Origin of the sequence: Flavobacterium sp. UBA5153, from assembly GCA_002413745.1 — a bacterium.
Classification (GTDB): Bacteria; Bacteroidota; Bacteroidia; order Flavobacteriales; family Flavobacteriaceae; genus Flavobacterium.
Genome location: DHXP01000025.1, coordinates 58,460 through 80,028, shown reverse-complemented (window position 1 = coordinate 80,028; position 21,569 = coordinate 58,460). Strand labels below are relative to the sequence as shown.

General features: G+C 33.8%; 15 protein-coding genes and 1 tRNA gene. 11 read left to right on the top strand and 5 right to left on the bottom strand.

The genetic code is table 11. From position 1 onward, the window contains the following. The first annotated feature begins 3 nt into the window (after positions 1 to 3). From B2145_RS05515 to B2145_RS05490, 6 genes are read left to right on the top strand one after another with little or no spacing between them, the layout of a single operon-like run. Positions 4 to 1,908 carry a UvrD-helicase domain-containing protein gene (locus B2145_RS05515; protein ID WP_291099371.1) on the top strand — a complete coding sequence of 635 codons (1,905 nt, stop codon included), beginning with the start codon at positions 4 to 6 and terminating at the stop codon, positions 1,906 to 1,908. A 40-nt stretch (positions 1,909 to 1,948) separates the two neighbouring features. Further along, positions 1,949 to 3,058 carry a putative phage abortive infection protein gene (locus tag B2145_RS05510; protein ID WP_291099368.1) on the top strand — a complete coding sequence of 370 codons (1,110 nt, stop codon included), beginning with the start codon at positions 1,949 to 1,951 and terminating at the stop codon, positions 3,056 to 3,058. Positions 3,059 to 3,064: 6 nt separating this feature from the next. Further along, the gene (locus tag B2145_RS05505; RefSeq protein ID WP_291099365.1) at positions 3,065 to 3,970 is read left to right on the top strand and encodes an Mrr restriction system protein; all 906 of its coding nucleotides are present in this window, start codon (positions 3,065 to 3,067) and stop codon (positions 3,968 to 3,970) included. 9 nt (positions 3,971 to 3,979) lie between these two features. Continuing rightward, the gene (locus tag B2145_RS05500; protein WP_291099362.1) at positions 3,980 to 4,918 is read left to right on the top strand and encodes a phospholipase D-like domain-containing protein; all 939 of its coding nucleotides are present in this window, start codon (positions 3,980 to 3,982) and stop codon (positions 4,916 to 4,918) included. Positions 4,919 to 4,953: 35 nt separating this feature from the next. Then, complete coding sequence (locus tag B2145_RS05495; protein ID WP_291099359.1) at positions 4,954 to 5,712, top strand: metallophosphoesterase; 759 nt, start codon at positions 4,954 to 4,956, stop codon at positions 5,710 to 5,712. Between the two features lie 43 nt (positions 5,713 to 5,755). After that, positions 5,756 to 6,067, top strand: a complete 312-nt coding sequence (locus B2145_RS05490; RefSeq protein WP_291099357.1) for a helix-turn-helix domain-containing protein — start codon at positions 5,756 to 5,758, stop codon at positions 6,065 to 6,067. 98 nt (positions 6,068 to 6,165) lie between these two features. Here the strand turns inward: B2145_RS05490 and B2145_RS05485 are convergent. Further along, a tRNA-Leu gene (locus B2145_RS05485) sits at positions 6,166 to 6,247 on the bottom strand. 107 nt (positions 6,248 to 6,354) lie between these two features. On the opposite strand from B2145_RS05485, the gene B2145_RS05480 reads away from it, so the two are divergent. After that, the gene (locus B2145_RS05480; RefSeq protein ID WP_291099354.1) at positions 6,355 to 7,743 is read left to right on the top strand and encodes a dipeptidase; all 1,389 of its coding nucleotides are present in this window, start codon (positions 6,355 to 6,357) and stop codon (positions 7,741 to 7,743) included. A 103-nt stretch (positions 7,744 to 7,846) separates the two neighbouring features. Here B2145_RS05480 and B2145_RS05475 read toward each other — a convergent pair whose 3' ends face one another. Further along, positions 7,847 to 10,042: a glycoside hydrolase 43 family protein gene (locus B2145_RS05475; protein WP_291099351.1), complete on the bottom strand. Its 2,196-nt coding sequence runs from the start codon at positions 10,040 to 10,042 to the stop codon at positions 7,847 to 7,849. A 306-nt stretch (positions 10,043 to 10,348) separates the two neighbouring features. Here B2145_RS05475 and B2145_RS05470 point away from each other — a divergent pair, with 306 nt between their 5' ends. Together B2145_RS05470 and B2145_RS05465 are read left to right on the top strand one after the other, a co-directional pair. Beyond that, entirely contained in the window at positions 10,349 to 10,720 is a 372-nt protein-coding gene (locus B2145_RS05470) for a BlaI/MecI/CopY family transcriptional regulator (RefSeq protein ID WP_291099348.1), read from the top strand. Then, positions 10,717 to 12,678 (top strand): M56 family metallopeptidase, encoded by a 1,962-nt coding sequence (locus B2145_RS05465; protein ID WP_291099345.1) that lies wholly within the window; start codon positions 10,717 to 10,719, stop codon positions 12,676 to 12,678. The genes B2145_RS05470 and B2145_RS05465 overlap by 4 nt, the downstream gene beginning before the upstream one ends. Positions 12,679 to 12,752: 74 nt before the next feature. Here the strand turns inward: B2145_RS05465 and B2145_RS05460 are convergent, their stop codons facing one another. Beyond that, entirely contained in the window at positions 12,753 to 14,111 is a 1,359-nt protein-coding gene (locus B2145_RS05460) for a saccharopine dehydrogenase family protein (protein ID WP_291099342.1), read from the bottom strand. Positions 14,112 to 14,272: 161 nt separating this feature from the next. Between B2145_RS05460 and B2145_RS05455 the strand changes: the two genes are divergently transcribed. Both B2145_RS05455 and pckA read left to right on the top strand, forming a co-directional pair. Further along, positions 14,273 to 14,659, top strand: a complete 387-nt coding sequence (locus B2145_RS05455) for a DUF423 domain-containing protein (RefSeq protein WP_291099339.1) — start codon at positions 14,273 to 14,275, stop codon at positions 14,657 to 14,659. An 80-nt stretch (positions 14,660 to 14,739) separates the two neighbouring features. Next, on the top strand, positions 14,740 to 16,341 hold the full coding sequence (pckA, locus tag B2145_RS05450) for a phosphoenolpyruvate carboxykinase (ATP) (protein ID WP_291099336.1): 1,602 nt from the start codon (positions 14,740 to 14,742) through the stop codon (positions 16,339 to 16,341). Positions 16,342 to 16,620: 279 nt separating this feature from the next. Here the strand turns inward: pckA and B2145_RS05445 are convergent, their stop codons facing one another. Together B2145_RS05445 and B2145_RS05440 are read right to left on the bottom strand one after the other, a co-directional pair. After that, positions 16,621 to 18,153: a RagB/SusD family nutrient uptake outer membrane protein gene (locus tag B2145_RS05445; protein WP_291099334.1), complete on the bottom strand. Its 1,533-nt coding sequence runs from the start codon at positions 18,151 to 18,153 to the stop codon at positions 16,621 to 16,623. A gap of 6 nt (positions 18,154 to 18,159) precedes the next feature. Continuing rightward, positions 18,160 to 21,288, bottom strand: coding sequence for a SusC/RagA family TonB-linked outer membrane protein (locus B2145_RS05440; protein WP_291099332.1), 3,129 nt, complete (start codon positions 21,286 to 21,288; stop codon positions 18,160 to 18,162). Between the last annotated feature and the right edge of the window lie 281 nt (positions 21,289 to 21,569).

The following is a 21,569-nucleotide window of genomic DNA, read 5'->3' as shown; positions in this document are numbered from 1 at the left end:
ATTATGAATTTAGAGACACCTAATAATGATGCTGATAATTATGTTGATAAAGAAATATATAATTGTTTAAACCTTGAAAATCCTAAAAGTTTTTTCCTTTTTGCTGGTGCGGGATCAGGAAAAACAAGGTCTCTGGTTAATGTATTAATTGACTTTAAATCTGAATATGGAAAGCAATTTAGATTAAATAGGAAAAAAGTTGCGATTATAACATATACCAATGCCGCCTGTGATGAAATAATTCATAGACTAAAGTATGACCCTATATTTTCGGTAAGCACAATACATAGTTATGCTTGGGAATTAATCAAAAACTTTAATCAAGACATAAAAAAATGGTTGAAAATCAATTTGTTTTCTGAAATTTCTAAATTAGAAGATGAGCAAAGTAAAAGCAGAAACTTACAAAATAAGACATCGATAGATAGAGCTAAAAAAATTGAATCAAAATCTAAAAGGCTTAAAAATCTAGATAATATTATTCAATTTAGGTATAATCCAAATGGTGATAATATTTCTAAAGATTCTTTAAATCATTCTGAAGTTGTAAGCATTGCAGCAGATTTTATAAAGTCTAAGCCATTAATGCAAGATTTATTAGTTTGTAAATTCCCAATAGTTTTAATAGATGAAAGTCAGGATACTAAAAAAGAATTAATAGATGCTTTTTTTGAACTTCAAAAAAATAAGAAAGATTCTTTTTCCTTAGGTTTATTTGGGGATACAATGCAAAGAATATATTCTGATGGAAAAGAAAATTTAGAACAAGGATTACCTCAAGATTGGATTAAACCAGTAAAGAGAATGAACCATCGTTCTAATAAGAGGATAATAACTCTAATAAATAATATTAGACAAAATGTTGATGGACAAAAACAAAACCCTCGTACTGAAAAGGAGCAAGGTTTTGTAAGACTTTTTATTTGTCAAAGAGGACAAAACAAACAAGAAATAGAGACTTTAGTTACTCGAAAAATGTCTGATATAACACAGGATTCATTGTGGAATAGTAGTATAGATAAAGCAGATGTAAAAACCTTAATTCTTGAACATCATATGGCAGCAAGAAGAATGGGGTTTTTAGATTTTTTTGAACCATTGTATAAGGAAGATAAACTATCCACTGGATTATTAGATGGCACTCTCTCCGGAGCAAACTTTTTTACTAAAATAATTTTACCCTTAGTTGATGCAAATGAAACCGACGATAAATTTGCAATTGCTCGAATTGTTAAAAAAAATTCTATTTATTTAAAAAGAGATGAAATCTTTAAAAATTATGAACAAATAGAAAATATCAAAAAAGCAAACAAAGCATTATCAGAGCTATTTTCATTGTGGAATGAAAATAATGATCCGCTGTTAGTTGATATATTACAAAACATATCTAATTCTGGCTTGTTCCCAATACCAGATAGTTTAATACCAATAGCTAAAAGAACTAAATCGGAACAGATAATTGCAGATAATTTGGAAAACAATGAAGAAGAAGATGAAATTACTGACAACATTATTGATGCTTGGGACTTAGCTTTATCTAATCCATTTTCCCAAATCAGACAATACAATAATTATTTATCCGAAGAGTCAAAATTTGGTACCCATCAAGGTGTTAAAGGATTAGAATATCCTAGAGTAATGGTTATTCTAGATGATGAGGAATCAAGAGGTTTTTTATTTAGCTATGATAAACTTTTTGGTTCAAAAGAATTAAGTGTTACAGATAAAAAAAATATGGAAGAGGGTAAAGAAACCGGTAATGATAGGACCCGAAGACTTTTCTATGTAGCATGCAGCAGAGCAGAAGAAAGTTTAGCTATAGTCGCTTACTCTGATAGTCCTGAAATTGTGACAAAAAATGCATTACAATTTGGCTGGTTTGAAGAAAATGAAATTATAATTGTTTAAATATTAAAAAAAAGCAAACACAAAAAAATATTTAAAACAAATGATCAAGATAAAACAAGAGAATCAAGAGGGAGCTATTTATAAATTTGGAAGTGGTTTAAGTTTATTTTTTATTGGTTTGGCAATCATTTTATTTCTTATTCTTTTATTTCCAACATTTTTCCCTGAAAAATATGATTACACCAAATTAAGTTCTTTAGGATCAACTGCTACAGGATTCATTAGCCCAATAGTGGCAATTTCTGCTGCAATGTTAACTTTTTTAGCTTTTTGGGTTCAATATAAAGCTAATGAACAGCAGAAAAATGATATTACAATCCAAAGATTTGAAAATATCTTTTTTGAGATGATTCGTTTACATAAAGAGAATGTCAATGAAATGAAAATATCTGGTTATGGAGTATTATTAGGTAATTCTCTTGAAAGAGAAAAAGGTGTATTAACAAAGTCTACTGAATCAAAAATTCAAACTGAAAGGTTTGTAGAAGGAAGAAAAGTTTTTGTTTCTATGATTAAAGAATTGACAGCTTGTTATGGTTTTTGTCAAGAGTATAAATCGCTAACTAATGATACAGAATTATTAAAAATTGGGTATCGGTTATTTTTCTTTGGTTCAGTTTCTAGTTCGATCACTCCAAATGAAAAAGATTCTGATATTATCTCTAAAATGAGAATCAAATTAAAAAAGATAAGAGATGACCATAAAAAAGAGCTTGGTTTAAAAACAACTTTTAAAGATATTCAAGGAGATATTGATCTTCATATTAAGTATGCCCCTTTTACTGGTCACGAGTCAAGGTTAGCGCATTATTACAGACACTTATTTAACACGGTCAAATATGTAGTAGACAAAGAAAAAAAAGGGATATTTGACTACCAACAATCTAGAGAATATTTAAAAATTTTAAGAGCACAAATGTCAAATGATGAACAGTTAATGTTGTATTATAATTATATTAATGGAATGGGTAGTAAATGGGAAGATGAGGAAAACAAGTTTTTTTCCCACTATAGAATGTTACATAATTTACCTATAAATAGAGTGAGATTTGTTGAAAATCCAAGGTTACATTTTAAAAAACAAATAGAAGAAATTGAATTAGAAACTAATGGTTCAGAACAAATGTTTGAATCTGATGATAAAATATAAAAAAATATGTCAAAATCAAAATCACAACAAATAGCAGAGAAAACCATTTTTGCAACCTTTAAAATATTGAAAGAAGCTGGTGGAGAAATGCGTGGCAAAGATGTCGTAGATAAAATTAGAGAAACGCTTATTTTTGATGAATATGAAAGTCATCGCTTAGAAAAGACGGGGAATATTCGATGGGAATCTGTTTTGCGTTTTTTTACAATAGACTGTATGAAAGCAGGGTTTTTACGAAAAAACAAAGGTACTTGGATACTTACCGAGGAAGGTGAAAAAGCAATCAAACTTGGAAAAGAAAAACTATTAGAAACTGCAACCAAACTGTATCGTGAATGGGACGGAAACAGAAAAAAAACAGTAGAAATTGAAGGTTTGGAAGGAGAGGAGTTTTCAGAAGACAATATCATTCAAGCACAAAAAGCAATTTTAAGTCAATACGAAGAAGAAGCTTTTAACGGAATTAGAAATTTCATTATTAGTAAAAACCCATACGAGTTTCAAGATTTAGTTGCTGAATTATTAAGAGCAATGGGGTATTTTATTTCTGATGTTGCTCAAAGAGGTCCTGATGGAGGCATTGATATAATTGCCTATACAGATCCGCTTGGAACGAGACAACCACGAATTATTGTACAGGTAAAACATAGACCTAATGACAATGTGTCTTCTGATGAAATTCAAAAATTATCAGGAACCCTAAAAAGAAATTCCGATGTTGGAATATTTGTAACCTCAGGAACTTTTTCAAAACCTGCTATTAAAGAAGCCAGAGATTCAAGAGAACATATCGAACTTATAAACTTTGACAGATTGACTTCTTTATGGCAAGAATATTACGCAAAATTGAACGACGAACAAAAGAATCTATTGCCCCTACACCCAATCTACTTTTTAGGAAGTAATGAATAAATTATTGATATGCCCAAATTTTTAAATACCAAAGGTTTAATAAACTGGATTCCCAAAATAATAAACGAAACAGAAAGAGCGTTAGTGATTATAACGCCATTTATGCAATTGTCTGACAACATCTATAATTGTCTTTTCAATGCCAATAAACGTGGCGTAGAAACCATAATTATCTATCGAGAGAACAAATTGTCTGATAAAGACAAAACAAAATTGTTAGCGCTTGATAATTTAAACTTAATGCATCATCCCAACGTTCATTCTAAATGTTATTACAACGAAAATTATCTACTAATAGCATCGATGAACCTTTATGAATATTCCGAAAAGAATAATCGGGAAATGGGCGTTTTGCTACATAAAATAGACATTGATGAAGATAATGAAACAGAAACATGGAGAAAAAGAAATGATGATGAGCAAATTTTTCAAGAGGCATTAGAAGAAATACTTGAAATCAAAAACGGGGCTGAACTTGAAAGAATGAGTAGAGAAACCATTGAAGAAGGTTTTGAAATGGAAATACTAAAAACTAAAAAAGAAAAAGCCGAAGACAGATTAAAACAATTTAATAAAGTTTTTATTCACAAGAAGTTTGTTTTTGATACTAATTGCAAGTTAGGAGATGAAAACAGTTTTATTTGTAAAAGCTACATTGACAAAGTGGATATTAAAGTAACGAATAGATTCGAATTTTGTTTTAATATTGATGAAAACAAACTAAATCCTTCGTTTCAGTATTACAAAAATCAAAAAAAAGAGTTAGAATTTAAATTTGAAGGATTCAAATTTTACTGGAATATGCCCAATGTTATTTATTTATATGTAGATGGTAAACACCATATTTGGGAAAATACATTAGACAATATGGATCTTGAAATCAAAAAAAGAGGTATTAATGACGTAATAGAGTTCATTAAACCTTGGTGGAAACAGATTCAATTATAAAACAATAATTACTATAAACACTCTTCAAATAAGTTATGAAAATTCAATATTGCTCCGATCTGCATTTAGAATTTTTAGAAAACCGTAAATGGGTTTTGGAAAATCCTATCATACCCAAAGGAGATATTCTAATTTTGGCTGGAGACATTGTGCTTTTTAAAGAAATACACCAACATCAAAAATTCTTTGATTATGTATCCGAACATTTTGAGCAAACGTTTTGGATTCCCGGCAACCACGAATACTACAATTCGGATATTTCCACAAGAAGTGGTTCTTTTGAAGAGAAAATCAGAGATAATGTAACTTTACTCAACAATACGGTAAAAACTATCAATGGAGTAAGACTAGTCTTTTCAACCTTATGGTCGCACATTTCGGCAGAAAAACAATTTATAATAGAACAAAGCCTATCTGATTTTAGAGTAATTCGAAAAAATGAAAAAAGATTAACTGTCCAAGATTATAATCAGTTCCATCTTGAAAGCCGATCCTTTTTAGAAGAAATTTTCAAAACCAAAACAGATGCTCCCACGGTTGTAATAAGCCATCATCCGCCAACTTTTATCAATTATCCAGAGAAGTATGCCAATAGCAATATAAATGAAGCTTTTGGAACAGAAATGGCTTTAGTCATCGAAAATAACGAAATTGACTATTGGATCTATGGTCACCATCATTGCAATGTACCTGACTTCTCTATCGGAAAAACAAAATTGGTAACTAATCAATTGGGATATGTCAAATACAATGAGAATGAAAATTTCAGAAATGATGCCGTATTTTCTATCTAATAAATTAAGTCTTTAAATTTTCCGTTTTAATTTTACATTAAAAATGGAAAATCCTTTTGAAATTATATTAGAGAAATTGAATAGCATAGAAAAAGCAATTGAAAAACTAAATGCTGTTTCGAATGACGAGCAAGAATTTATGAATTTAGAACAAGTATCCAGTTTTATAGGTTTAGCTAAACCATCTGTATATGGATTAATCCATGAACGTAAAATACCATACTTTAAAACTGGAAAACGATTGTATTTTAAAAAATCGGACATTGTGAATTGGATAACCTCTACAAGAGTAAAGACAAAACAGGAAATCGAACAAATGGCTAACGAATATATTTATAGGAATCCATTGTATTAATTTCTATAAATAAAAATAATTGTCGGCAATATTTCGGCAAAATCAGAAACAAAAAACCCATAAAACGTTGATTTTAAACGATTTATGGGTTTTTAAAGTGCGGGTAATAGGACTCGAACCTACACGCCTTGCGGCACCAGATCCTAAGTCTGGCATGTCTACCAATTTCACCATACCCGCAAAATTGTGAGTGCAAATATAAGCATAACTTCCAACTTTCAAAGCAATTTACATAAAAATATTCGGTCTCTTTTTTGTACTTTTGAAACTATAAACACAAACAAATAATGGAAACCATAAAATCATACGTTCAACAGCACAAAGACCGTTTTATCAACGAATTAATCGAATTGTTGAAAATCCCTTCAGTAAGTGCTGATGCCGCTTACCATCAAGATATTATCAATACTGCAAACGCCGTGAAAGCAAGTCTGGAAAAAGCAGGCTGCGATTTTGTAGAAATTTGTGACACCCCGGGAAACCCAATAGTGTATGGCGAAAAAACTATCGATAAGAATTTACCAACCGTTTTAGTTTACGGACATTATGACGTTCAACCAGCCGACCCAATCGAATTATGGGCTTCACCACCCTTTGAACCCGTCATCAAAAAAACCGATATTCATCCCGAAGGCGCTATTTTTGCCCGTGGCTCTTGCGACGACAAAGGCCAAATGTATATGCACGTGAAAGCATTGGAATATATGGTGCAATCCAATACTTTGCCTTGCAACGTGAAATTTATGATTGAAGGCGAAGAGGAAATTGGCTCCAAAAGCTTGAGTTGGTTCGTGGAACGCAACCAAGAAAAGTTGAAGAACGACGTCATTTTAATTTCAGACACCGGAATGATTTCTAACCAGCAACCCTCTATTACCACCGGATTACGTGGTTTGAGTTATGTAGAAGTCGAAGTTACGGGGCCAAATCGGGATTTGCATTCCGGATTGTATGGTGGAGCTGTTGCCAATCCTATTAATGTTTTGGCAAAAATGATTGCTTCGCTTCACGACGAAAACAACCACATTACCATTCCTGGTTTTTATGATAAAGTGCAAGAATTGTCTCCCGAAGAAAGAGCCGAAATGGCAAAAACCCCTTTCAATTTGGAAGATTACAAAAAAGCTTTGGACTTAAACGACATTTATGGAGAAAAAGGATACACAACTAATGAAAGAAATTCAATTAGACCAACACTTGACGTCAACGGAATTTGGGGCGGATACACTGGCGAAGGAGCTAAAACGGTTATTGCGAGCAAGGCTTTCGCCAAAATTTCGATGCGCTTGGTTCCTAATCAAGATTGGGAAGGAATCACCGAATTATTCACCAAACATTTCATCAGCATTGCTCCAGCCGGCGTTACGGCGAAGGTAAAAGCGCATCACGGCGGACAAGGCTATGTGACTCCTACGGACAGCATTGGCTACAAAGCCGCCAATAAAGCCTACACGGAAACCTTTGGAGTTCCAGCAATTCCGGTGCGTTCCGGTGGAAGCATTCCTATTGTTGCCTTGTTTGAAAAAGAACTAAAAAGCAAAACAATTTTAATGGGATTTGGTTTGGACAGCGATGCCATTCACTCGCCAAACGAACATTTTGGAATTTTTAATTACCTGAAAGGAATTGAAACGATTCCGTTGTTTTATAAATATTTTGTGGAGTTGTCGAAATAAATTTTTGCCGCAAAGCCGCAAAGCCACTAAGAAACATATTATTAATCCGTTCATTCTAAATTGAGTGAACGGATTTTTTTGTAAAACTAAAATTAAAAATCTATTATTCTGCTACCAACTTCCACGCAAAACAAGAACCATCTTTTCTATCCGGTCGTGTCCCTGGAGCATCTGCCGAGCATAAACTTCGAGCATTTGGGTCGGCAAATAAATAACGATGAGTGGCTAATGACATCAACATCAAATCACCTCTGCCCATATCTTGCCACTGAAACAACGAAGCCTCCCCTTGCTCTTCCTTTTCAATGCGAACCTCAGCCATAAGTCCTGAACCTTTTACGGTAACAAAACCACCATCTTTTACTGACTGCAATGCGATTCTCCCGTTGTCTCTATCTAAAACCCTGAAATGAGTAGCATTACCATCGGCAAAATGATCTTTGCTTCCCATAGGACGCACAAAAGCATTCCAATTTACCAATACCGTTTCATCTGCCAAACTTGTCAACGCAATCACTTTATTGTACGGAATAGGCTGAGTCAAGCCTTTGTAACGTGGTTCATCAACAGTGAAACTAGTGAAATCGGCATAACCGCCTTGCGTGTTTTTTGTATTGTAATTGAACAACGCAAAACGCACACCTTGGAAAGTTCTTAAGGAGAAAGGCATTATTATCGTATCTCCAAGAAAGCTAAAGTTCGTTCCATCTGTACTATAACTAAAACGGGCTTTATCGGTATCAAAATTACAATGTACACGCAACCACAAATGGGAAGTATTCACTTTTTCGCTCACTACTTTATTGACTTGGTGGTAAAATTGCTGCACTTCTAATTTGCCATCCTTTTTATTCAAACCAATCCAAGCATGCGGCACATTCAATAACGCCAATCCGGCAATATCACCATTTTTTAGTCCTTTAACTTCTATTTCTGTTGTTGCAATAGATTCAGGACCTATAGCTCTTTGTGTTAAAGAGTTTCGGGCATCCCAGAAACTTGTAGCCGGAAGAGAATGCAATCTTAAATATCCTTTTTTCGCAGAAAGAGACCATTTAGTATCATCCGGCACATGGTTCCATTGCCAAATCGGTTTCAATTCTTTTGCCGAAAAATCATCCGAACGCTCGTAAGTTGGCATTGGTTTCGAAACAAAACCCGTATTCGGTTTTACCCAAGTTTTAGGCGAACGCGTTAAATTTCCTTCTAAACCAAAATACGGCCAACCGTTTTTCCAAGTCACTGGCGAAAGTGCAGTTACACGTCCCACCGAATTATAATCTAACATCGACCAACCCCACCATTCTCCAGTTTGGGTTTGCACAATTCCACCTTGGTGCATCGGAATACAACCTACATAATTTTCCACTGGCGGAATCAAATTAAAAGGCGGTCCTTTGCGAGGATTATCCACTCTCCAACCCGTACCAATTCCGAGACTTTCCTCCGCACTCATCACATTCACTTCATATGGACCTTCGGGTTTATCGGCACGAAGACAAACTTGGTAACAAAGCGGATCATAATTGGTATTGGTAATATAATATTTGCCGTCTATTTTATAAAAATGAGAACCCTCTCCTGCTCCGCTGCCTTTTGGCACAATGATTCTTTCGGTTCCAGGTTTCGCATCCGTAAAATCATCATTCAATTCAACCATTTTGATTTCTTGGTAGCCCCAAATCACATAGACTTTCCCATCATCATCAAAAAGTACCGACAAATCGTGGAAGGACTTTTTCATCTGCGTGTGTTTCCAAGGGCCTTTCGGATTAGTCGCTGTAAACAGTTGTGTTCCTTGTCCATTTACGTTTGTGAAAATGTAAAAAGTACCATTGTGGTATCGAAAACAAGGTGCCCAAATCCCCTGTCCATAAATGTCTTTGTTGCTTTCTAAACGATATGCCTCATTAAAATTCAATTTATCAACCACATAAGTCAGAAATTCCCAGTTGACCAAATCTTTAGAATGCAGCACAGGTAGTCCCGGCATAGCGTGCATAGTTGTTCCCGTAAGATAATAATCATCCCCAACGCGAATCAAATCTGGATCGGAAAATTCATCCTGAAAAAGTGGATTGGTAAAAGTTCCGTTTCCATTGTCGGCTTTCCAGGTTTTAGTGTCTTCGGCAACTTTAAAGTTGGTATTTTGTTTCGAATTGCTTTGGGTAACCACAACAGATTGAGCATTCGACAAAGTCGTAATACTCAATAAAAGTGCACAATACAATGCCTTGCAAAGAAGAGGCTTCCTTTTAGCATAACATCGCTCGCTAATTAATGGAGATTCATTTATCATAAGTATATTCATTTTATTTCTTGGGATTGGTTAAAAGTGTGCTTTTTACATTTGTAAAAATAGCTAAAAAAAAGGCTACTCCAAAATAAAATTAAGTTTTGGGTTTTAGTTGTATTTATGGTAAAAAAATTAATGAATCGTATAATGCAATATAGCTTACCAATAGTAATAAAAGTAAAACAATCACCTAACTCAAATTCAAAAACAGTTCATTATTAATTGATTGAACAAATTTTTTTGTGAAAAGTTTGGATATTAAATTTATTACTCTACATTTGTAGAGTTAATTCTAAAAACGTAGAGCATATGTCATTATCTAATTCTGAAGAACAATTAATGGAGCATCTTTGGCAACTCGAAAAAGCCTTTATGAAAGACTTACTCGAAGCCTATCCAGAGCCAAAACCAGCAACAACAACAGTTGCCACTTTGCTGAAAAGAATGATCGATAAAAAATTCGTGACTTACAATGAATTTGGAAACTCAAGAGAATATTATCCTTTGGTAAAAAAATCGGATTATTTTTCTAAACACGTCAACGGATTGATAACGAACTTCTTCAATAATTCGGCTTCGCAATTTGCTTCTTTCTTTACTAAAGAAACCAATTTATCTGAATTGGAATTAGAAGAATTAAAAAAAATCATAGATGTTGAACTTCAAAAAAAGAAAAAATGACAGACTTTCTAATCAAATCCACGATTCCATTATTCATTCTTTTAGCCGTATATCATCTTTTATTGGAAAAAGAAAAAATGCACAACTTCAATAGGTTTTACTTGTTGTTTAGCCTTGTTTTTTCGCTTGTAATTCCGTTTATAACAATCGAAGTTATTGAGGAAATAACAAAGCCAATTATGCAAAATAGTTCCATTCAAATCATTCAAGGAAGTAGTGTTAATTTTGTTGAAGAAACAAACTATTTCCCGATAATACTTTGGAGTATTTATGGAATCATTACTGTCTTGCTTTCCATCAGATTTATGAGAAATATTCTAAAAATCACTTCCAAAATTAAATTGAATACAAGAATTGATTATAGAAACGCGAAATTGGTTTTACTGAAAGAAAAAGTGCTTCCACATACTTTTTTAAACAACATTTTCATCAATGAAACTGATTATAACAATCAAAAAATTGAGGCAGAATTATTCTCTCACGAATTAACCCACGTTATTCAAAAACATACTTTTGATGTGTTATTTATAGAAATTTTGAAAACTGTTTTCTGGTTCAATCCCATATTTATTTTTTATAAAAAAGCCATACAACTCAATCACGAATTTCTAGCAGATGAGAAAGTTGTGGTCTCTTATAACAATGTTTCGTTTTATCAAAACTTACTGCTTTCAAAAATAAACAACAATCCAATTTACTATTTAACCAGCAATTTAAACTATTCCTTAACCAAAAAACGTTTAATTATGATGACTAAAACCACATCCCAAACCAAAGCGATTTTTAAACAAATCGCTTTAATTCCATTTATTTTTGGATTAGTATTCTTTTTATGTTTAAAAACTGTTGCTCAAGAAAGCAACATATTAGTTAAAGATCAATCTGACAAAAATGAAAATCCAACAAATGACAGGAGAGATGAATTTTATGCTGGAGTACGAATAATATTTAAAGATTGCAGTAAAAAAATCATCATTGATAAGCAATACGAACAACTTACTTTAGAAGAAAAAGATAGTTATATTCATTTTGTTCCAAAACCATTTATAGAGAAATCGCCTAGCAAAAATGAATTTAATGAATTTAAAAATTCTTCTAAATATGCTATTTGGATTGATGGGAAACATTATCCAAATTCAGAATTAAGTAAATACTCCGCTTCTGATTTTGTATATTTTACAGGCAGTTCAGTTAAGAAAAATGCTAGAAACAAAAAATTTCCACAACCGTTTCAATATCAATTTTATACAAAAGATTATTTTGATAAAAATTTGAAAGATTCTTATAAAAAATTTGGAGGTAAGGAATTAATAATTACTGAAAATTGCGCAGATAAATGGGATAAAACTAATAATTTCAAAGAATTAGTAATAACTTATAATGAGGTTGAAAAATCCCAAACTCAAATTTCAGGTATTGAAAAATATTTTGAAGAAACAATTTTTACAATTAAAGATGAAAAAGGCAATCGAATTGGAGTGAAAAAATTCAACGAACTTTCAAAGGAAGAAATGAAACATATCCCACCACCTCCACCACCTACATATAAAAGAGATAATCAAACAGGACAACTAATGGGAGATTCAAAAAACATAAAGGGACCTAAATCAGTTGAAATAGTTATGTCTCCAGAAAAGTCAATTAATAGTTCCATAATAACAAATGCAAACGAGATATACCCAGATTTTCCTGGTGGGATGAAAGAATTTTACAAATTTGTTGGTGAAAACTTTAAAGTTCCTACTGAATTTAAAGGAAATGGAAAGATATATATATCATTTATGGTAGAAATAGACGGAAGCCTCTCTGAATTTAATGTGCTTCGCGATTTAGGTTTTGGAACCGGCGAAGAAGCCGTTCGGGTATTAAAATTATCCCCAAAATGGATTCCGGGCAAAGAAGATGGTAAAGAAGTTAGAATGAAATTTAGTTTACCAATATCTTTACAATCAAAGTAAATTAATAGATTGTTAAACCGCAAATTCGCAAATTAAGTAACTTGATAAAATTTGCGAATTTGTGGTAAATTTATTTATTCAGGATTATAACCTAAATACGGCACAATTTGTTCATTAAAAACAACACCATATTCTTCTAATTCTTTCAAAATAGGAAGATACACTTCTTCCCGAATGGGAAGCTGGACTCCCGGCGTTTTAATCTTTCCGTTCAAGATAAGCAATGTCGCCATCGCAACAGGCAAACCAACTGTTTTTGCCATTGCAGTATAGGTTTGATTTTTGCCAAGACAAACCATTTTGGAATCTGTCTGCTCTTTTTTGCCGTTCAATTCGTAGCCAAATTTGTGATACATCACAATCATATCCTTGTCTTTGGGTTGGAGCGTCCAGCTATCGCCAAGAATTTTTTCGAGGATTTGAGCTGGAGTGGCATGCTGCAAACCTACTTTCTTGTTTCTGTTAAATAAATCCAATTCCAACAATTTATCCCACATAATATCATCTTGATCGATTTTCAAAATCAAACGCATTTTGCTTTCGACAGAATCCGTTGGATGATAAGGCAAGAAAGAATTTACAAATTGACGATAACTCATATTCTCGGAATCCTCCATAATGTAACTATCATCAGTCATTCCGAGTTGCACAAACATATTCCAAGCTTTCGAAAAACCCACTCTTCGAATGGTTCCTCGGTATAAAGTAAGGATATTTTTCAAACCATAAATATCAAGGTATTTTAACGAATCCCTGTTTGAATAGGCTTCAAATCTGCCATAACCTTCCACTTCCAGAAATTCGGTTCTGCGAAATAAATTCCAATACGGAATATATTTATACGTTCCTTCTTGAAGGAATTTTGCTGCGCCTCCTTGTCCTGCAAGAACCACGTTTCGAGGTGCCCAAGTAAATTTATAATTCCAAAGATTCGTGTCTGATTCTGGAGCGACTAATCCTCCACAAAAAGATTCGAACAAAAGCATTTTTCCTCCTTTATCCCTGATTTCATTGATCACCTTCATCGCGCTCATATGGTCAATTCCGGGATCAAGACCGACCTCGTTCATAAAAATCAAATTATTTTCCTTTGCCAAAGCATCCAATTCCTGCATTGCATCACTCACATATGAAGCCGTGACCATATGTTTTTTATAAACAATGCAATCCTTGGCAACCTCAATATGAAGATGCGCCGGCAACATCGAAATAACAATATCCGCTTTTTGAATAGCCTCTTTTCTTTGATTCTTGTCAAAAACATCTAAGGCAATTGCAGTGGCATTGGGATGATTACCCGTCTTGCTTTGAGCTGATTCTAATGATAAATCCCCAATAATGAGATGCAAATTTTCCTCTTCCGATTTATTTAAAAGATATTGTATCAACGACGAAGCAGATCTTCCTGCTCCAATGATTAGAATTGTTCTCATAATTATATAAATATAACACAAATATATGTAATTGTTGTATTTGTAACAAATAGAAATGGATTAAAAATCAAGATAGTGCAAATAAATAGCAAAAAAGTATCCTTAAAAATTCTTTCTCTTTGATGAGAAAGAGATACTTTTGCATCAAATTAAAAGACAAAATGGACAAAAAAATAATTTCTACGGGAGCAATTTTCGGAATGTTGGCAATCATTTTAGGTGCGTTTGGTGCGCACGCCTTAAAAAAAGTTTTATCCATCGAAGAACTTTCGACTTTCGAAACAGGAGTGCGCTACCAAATGTATCACGCCTTCTTTTTATTGTTCATCGGAACGATAAGTGGACTATCCCAAAAAACAAAGAAAACAATTTATTATTTGGTCGTTTTTGGGGTGATTTTCTTTTCTGGATCCATTTATTTATTGGCGACAAATAGCATTACGTCATTTGATTTTAAAATTATAGGATTCATAACGCCTTTGGGTGGATTGCTGTTAATATTAGCTTGGGGGGTATTATTATTAAATTATATTAACAAAAAATCATAAAATTGTTATAAACAAATCCCGTCCACAATTTAATTTATAATTTTGCGTCCGAATAAATTAAATCCCACAACTACAAATTTATGGACAACTACGTCTTATATACGAAATCGATTTCGTTAAAAAATTTGGGAATCGAAAATTCAAAAATTCATTACCAATTATCGGCCGAAGAGTTACACGCAATAACTTTGCAATCTGGACAGGGAACCGAAAATTCGACTGGAGCTTTAGCCATTAATACCGGCGAATTTACGGGGCGTTCGCCACAAGATCGATTTATTGTAAAAGACAGCATTACCGAAGACAAAGTTTGGTGGGGAAATGTCAATATCCCTTTCGAACCAGAAGCTTTTGAAAAATTGTATAATAAAGTCACCTCTTATCTGTCCGAAAAAGAAGTTTTCGTAAGAGACTCTTATGTTTGTGCGGATTCGAATTACAGACTCAATGTACGCGTTGTCACCGAAACCGCTTGGGCAAACCTTTTTTGTCTCAATATGTTTTTGAGACCCGAAACAGAAGAACTGGAAAATTTCACTCCCGAATGGACTTTGATTTGTGTTCCAAGTTTTATGGCAAATCCAGAAGTTGATGGGACGCGCCAAGGCAATTTTGCCATCTTGGATTTCACCAGAAAAATTGCACTTATTGGCGGAACTGGTTATACGGGCGAAATGAAAAAAGGAATCTTTTCGGCATTGAATTTCATTATGCCAGTTTTCAAAAATACGTTGCCAATGCATTGCAGTGCCAATGTGGGTGATGAAGGCGATACTGCCATTTTCTTTGGATTATCAGGAACAGGGAAAACAACTTTGTCTGCCGATCCTGCTCGAAAACTCATTGGAGACGACGAACACGGCTGGACGAATGAAAATACCGTTTTCAATTTCGAAGGAGGATGCTATGCAAAAGTGATTAATCTAACTGACGAAAACGAACCCGATATTTTTAGAGCCATAAAAAAAGGGGCTGTTTTGGAAAATGTTGTTTTCAAAAAAGGAACAAACGAAGTGGATTATGAAGACGTTTCCATAACACCAAACACTAGAGTGAGTTATCCGATTTATCATATAGATAATATTCAAAAGGGTTCGATTGGACAAAATCCTAAGAATATATTCTTCCTAACAGCCGATTCTTTTGGGATTTTGCCTCCAATTTCAAAACTGACACCGGGACAAGCTGCTTATCATTTTATTTCCGGTTACACTGCAAAAGTTGCCGGAACCGAAGCCGGAGTTACAGAACCTCAACCCAATTTTTCGGCTTGTTTTGGTGCACCATTTATGTCTTTGCATCCAACAAAATACGCTGAAATGTTAAGCAAAAAAATGAAAGATGCCAATGTAAAAGTTTGGCTCATCAACACTGGTTGGACTGGCGGACCTTATGGAACAGGAAGTCGTATGAAACTGAAATACACTCGAGCAATGATTACTGCTGCGTTAAACGGAGAATTAGACAATGTAAATTATATAAATCACACCGTTTTTGGAATTGCAGAACCACAATCTTGCCCAAATGTTCCAGATGAGATATTGAATCCTGAAAACACCTGGGACAATCCCAAATTATACAATATAAAAGCGGTAGAATTAGCACAAAAATTCAAGGCTAATTTTGCGAAATTTTCAGCATTTGCCAATACCGAAATTATGGAAGGTGCGCCATTAGACTAAGTTAATTATAATTCAAAAAGGGAAAGAGCTGTTCATAATGGACAGCTCTTTTAATTTGTACATAGTTGACAGTCAGCAAATTCTTCGAATATTTGTGTATAAGGATAAATAATTGATTATGTGAGCTGAAAGTTCTTGTTGATGAACAGAATGAAACCTGAAAACGGTTTGCCTATTCATTGTATTTAGTGCTAAAATCAACATTATAAATAAAAAAACTGCCCGAAAATTACTTTCGGGCAGTTTTTAAAATGATATTAAAGATTAGGCTTGGTTGTACTAATAGCCAGGGTTTTGATCGTATAGACCCGGTAATGCTAATATTTCTTGACTAGGAATTGGGTACAATAAAGAGTTTTTATCAATAGTACCTATACTTTTTGAAAGATCTTCTGCAGTTTTCCAAGCATTCATAATAATCAAGGCATCACCTGATCTAATTAAGTCAAACCATCTTGTCCCTTCAGAAAAGAATTCTTTTCTTCTTTCGTCGAATAATTGAGGTAAAGTTATATTTGCGGCATCTTTAGCTAAACCTGCTCTCCCTCTCACATCATTCACAATTTTATCTACATCTGCTTGAGTACCTCCTCCTCCGTGTAGCGTACATTCAGCCATCATCATTAATACATCGGTATATCGCGTTACCATAAAATCTACACCCCAGTCCTGTCTATCTTTTCCATATCTACTAAAATCAATGTATTTTTTGAAAACAGGTAGCGTATAAGACCCTTTATAGGTTCCTGAAGCCACAGTATAACTGGTCGCAATACCAAATATAGCTCTTTTGTCAGCTACATTAAACATTGCTCTAAATCCAGTTGAAATTGGTCTTGCTTCAAGAGATCCTTGATTTGCCGTTACACCCACCGACCAAAAATAAGGCTCATATCCAACTTCAACCATGAAATTTCCTCCTACACCATTTCCGGTGTTTTGGGTATAAGGAATAACCAAAACATTTTCTTTATTCGTAATTCCTTCCGTTTTAAAGATGGTTGCATAATCTGCTCCAAAGACATACAAACCACTACTCTTAATGTCATTTAATTGTTGATACGCTTTATCCCATTCATTTAATCCTAAAGTGGCTCCATCTATGCCATAAGTTGGACTGGAACGAGTCATATATACCAATGCTAATATCCCTTTTGCACCATATTTAGTAACTCTTCCAAAATCGGCTGCTGCATAAGAAGGAGCAAGATCTGGTATTGCTGCTTCCAAGTCAGAGATAATTAATTTATAAATATCTGCAACAGGTGACCTGCCAATTGTGGAAACCTCCTGAGGGGATAATGTTTTGTCTATTAATGGAACTCTGCCAAACCATCTTATTAGGTCAAAATAACAGAATGCTCTAAGAAAACGAGCCTCGGCTACCATACTACTTTTGTCGGCAGCATTCGTAAAAACACCGCCTTTTTCTTGTAATTTTTCCAATAACTGATTCGCTTTAAAAATAGCATTATAATTACTTATATAGGCCTCTGTTACATAAGAATTTGAGCTTATTGAAGTGGCGAAATTATTGATACCTTCCCAATCTCTTGAAGCATCGGTGGTCGCATAAAGATTATCGGATCTCGTTTCACTTAAATTCAAAATTCTATTGGCATAACCATAAGTACCAAGCCCATGAAATGCGACAGAATAGGTTGCATTTCTAGCCTGAATAAAATCATTCGGTGTAGTGTAAAAAGTCTCGGCAGTTCCCTGAGACAATGGAAGTTGGTTCAATTCACTATCACAAGATACCAGAACAAATAATATAAAAATATTTGCTGCTAAATAAATATATTTCTTCATTTTATTTTAATTAAAATTAATATTAAGTCCTAAAACTATTGATCTAGCCAAAGGGGCTCCTCCATAATCGACAGGAAGCGGGAATCTACCATCACTACTTCCCGAAGTATTGACAGCTTCCGGGTTGTATCCTACTTTATATTTATCCCAATAGAACCAGTTTTCGCCGCTTACGTATAGTCTTGCATTGTCAACTCTGGATAAAGATTTTAAAGCCTTAGATAGATTATAACCCAATGTTATATTTCTAATACTTATGTAATCTGATTTATACAACCAATCCGTATTAGCTACAAAGCCGAAATTAGTTTTCCAGTTTCCTCTTACGGCAGGATCAACATTAATAGTGTTTTCTGCATAGGCCATTCCCGTACGATCAATAGCTCTTCCTATTAATCCATACACATAACCTCCATTTTGTCCTTGAACTAAAATATTTAAATCAAATTCTTTGTACTTAAAAGTATTGGTGATACCCCAAGTATATTTTGGTGAAGGATTACCAACATCAACACGATCATCAGTAGTAATCTTTTTATCTCCATTTTGATCAATATACCTTGGATCTCCTAAAACTAAAGGTTTTCCACCATAAGTAGTACCCCCTTTATCTATATCCGCTTGTGTAATAACGCCATCTTGAACTACAGTAAATATGGTATACATTGGTTTACCTACTTCCAGTTTCATAAATGGGTCACTAAAACTCGAAGAAATTTCAATTTTGTCTTGACCAGGCCCTAACGCTAAAACTTTATTTTCGTTGTGGCTAATGTTAGCAGAGGTTTTCCATTGAAAGTTTTTACTGGAAACATTAACAGAGTTCAATTCAAACTCCCATCCTTGATTTAAAACCCTTCCAATATTAGAAAGATAACTGGTAAATCCAGATGCAGCTGGCGCAGGAACTTGTAGTAATAATTCACTATTTTCTTTTCTGTAAACTTCAAATGTTCCTGAAATTCTGCTTTTTAAAAGCGAAAAATCTACCCCAAAATCGATACTTTTTGATTCTTCCCAGTGCAATTTAGAGTTAGGAATTGATGAAACTCCTTGTCCTATACCAGTAGCTCCCCCTAGAGCATAATTATAACTGCCAAGTACCGGAATTGACGCATAATTACCAATATTATTGCTTCCATTTATACCTGCACTCGCTCTAAGTTTTAAATCGTTAATCCAATCGACCTTCTTCATAAAATCTTCTTGCGTAACTCTCCATCCCAATGATACCGAAGGGAAAACTCCCCATCTTTGTTCAAATCCAAATTTTGATGAACCATCACGTCTAATACTGGCAGATAGCAGGTATTTTTCTTTGTAATCATATTGCACTCTTCCAAAATAAGAAAGCAAAGTGTTTTTTTCTGAATTGGTAAAACCTGTCGATCCTACTGGCAAAGTTTCTACAGAAAAATTACTATAGAGATTACCCGAATTAAGAGTAGAACTTGTGATTTGATAAGAACTAAAGGACTGGCCAAGAAGTACCGTGAAATTATGGTCTTTAAATGACTTATTGTAATTTAAAGTATTTTCATTTACTATGTTTTGTCTCCTATAAGTTCTATACGCTCCAGTGATGCCTGTTAAGAGAGCGTTTGGAGAATAATTTTCAGTTGTATTGTCTGTATTGTCAAAATTTATGGTACTCTTGGCTGTTAAACCATCAATGATTTTATAGCTCACGTAGGATGAAATAAGGTTTCTGTACATAGAGTTCTTTCCTTTTCTAGCTAATAAATTAAGCATACTTGTTGTACTGCTTCCCCAATTATATCTTACGGTATATTGTTCTCCCGCATCATTAGCTGCGCTTTCAAAAATAGGAGTTGCTGAAAGTGCTTTGTGTAATATGTTGTCTTTTCCTTCAATTCCCGGGTCATCTTTTATAGAGTAAGAAGGCGCTATATTAATTCCTATTTTAAGATTATCCGATAATTTGATGTCAATATTGGCTCTTGCGGAAAATAAAGAATAATCAGTACCAATAATATACCCTTTATTCTTTTGGTAACTTCCAGACACATAATAATTAACAGCATCAGTAGCTCCAGAGGCTGATAATTGATAATTATTAAATTGTCCTTGACGGAATATTTTATCTTGCCAGTTGATGTAATCTAATCCTGGGTGACCAGGCATATCCCATCTTGGGTCATACATATAAGAAGTATTATACGTGCCAGCAGCAAGTGGTGTTTTGTATTGATTATATAGTGCTACACGCTCATCAACAGTTTGACTAGCTAAAGCCCCAGGTATACCCGAAGTTATCCATTGAGTATCGATAACTGTTTTGGCTCTTGTTATCCATTGGTCGGCATTTAAAACATCAACTCTTTTTACTTCCTTATTTAAACCTGAGTAGGTATTAAAAGTAAATTTTGCTTTTCCTGTTTTACCTCTTTTGGTAGTAATTAAAACTACTCCATTTGAAGCTCTTGAACCATAAATAGCTGCCGCTGCTGCATCCTTTAAGACTTCAACAGATGCAATATCATTAGGGTTCATATTGTCTAGAGGACTACCATTCGAAAATCCACCAACAGTATTTGATCCCTCAGTATGAATAGGAAATCCGTCGACTACATACAAAGGTTCATTTCCGGCAGTAATAGATCCTGCACCTCTAATTTCGACACTAAAAGGTTGACCAGGTAAGCCTGTTGTTTGTTTTACCCTAACCCCTGCAATCTGGCCGATCATACCCTGATCAAGTCTTGAAATAGGTCTCTCAACAAAGTTGTCGGTTTTAATGGATGATAGTGATCCTGTTGTCAGTTTTTTCTTTTGTGTTCCATAACCTATTACTACAACTTCATCAAGAAGATCATTGTCAGATTTCATGGCAATGTTATAAGAGCTAGCGCTACCTATAACTTGCTCTACAGTTTTAAAGGCCAAATAGGAAAACACCAGTGTTTCCCCAGTGGATGCAGAGATACTGTACTTACCGTCAAAATCAGTACTTGTTCCTCTCTGTGTGCCTTTAATAATTACGTTTGCCCCTGGTAAAGGTAATCCTGAAGGATCAGTGATTTTTCCTTTTACCACTTTATCCTGTGCATAACCCGATGTGTACATTAAAGTAAACATGGTTATAATCAACAAAAGAGTAAATTTGTTTTTCATAAAAAGATTAAATTTAGTTATTAATAGTCTAACAAATCTATTTATAAGAGAGGTACTAACTATCCTGCTCTACCCTGTTGGTTTTTTAGTATTCTATTTTTTTTTGAATAAAAAGCACTTTTTATTTCATTAAACAGCTGTATTTAAGCATATTAGCCTCTTTGAATTAGCGTAATTTTTTGTTTTTATTTTTGTTTTTTTAACATATATATTTCTATGTGTAAAAAAAATATGATTTTTTTTTATATTTTCAATAAAAAAATCGCTTATTTCAAATGATT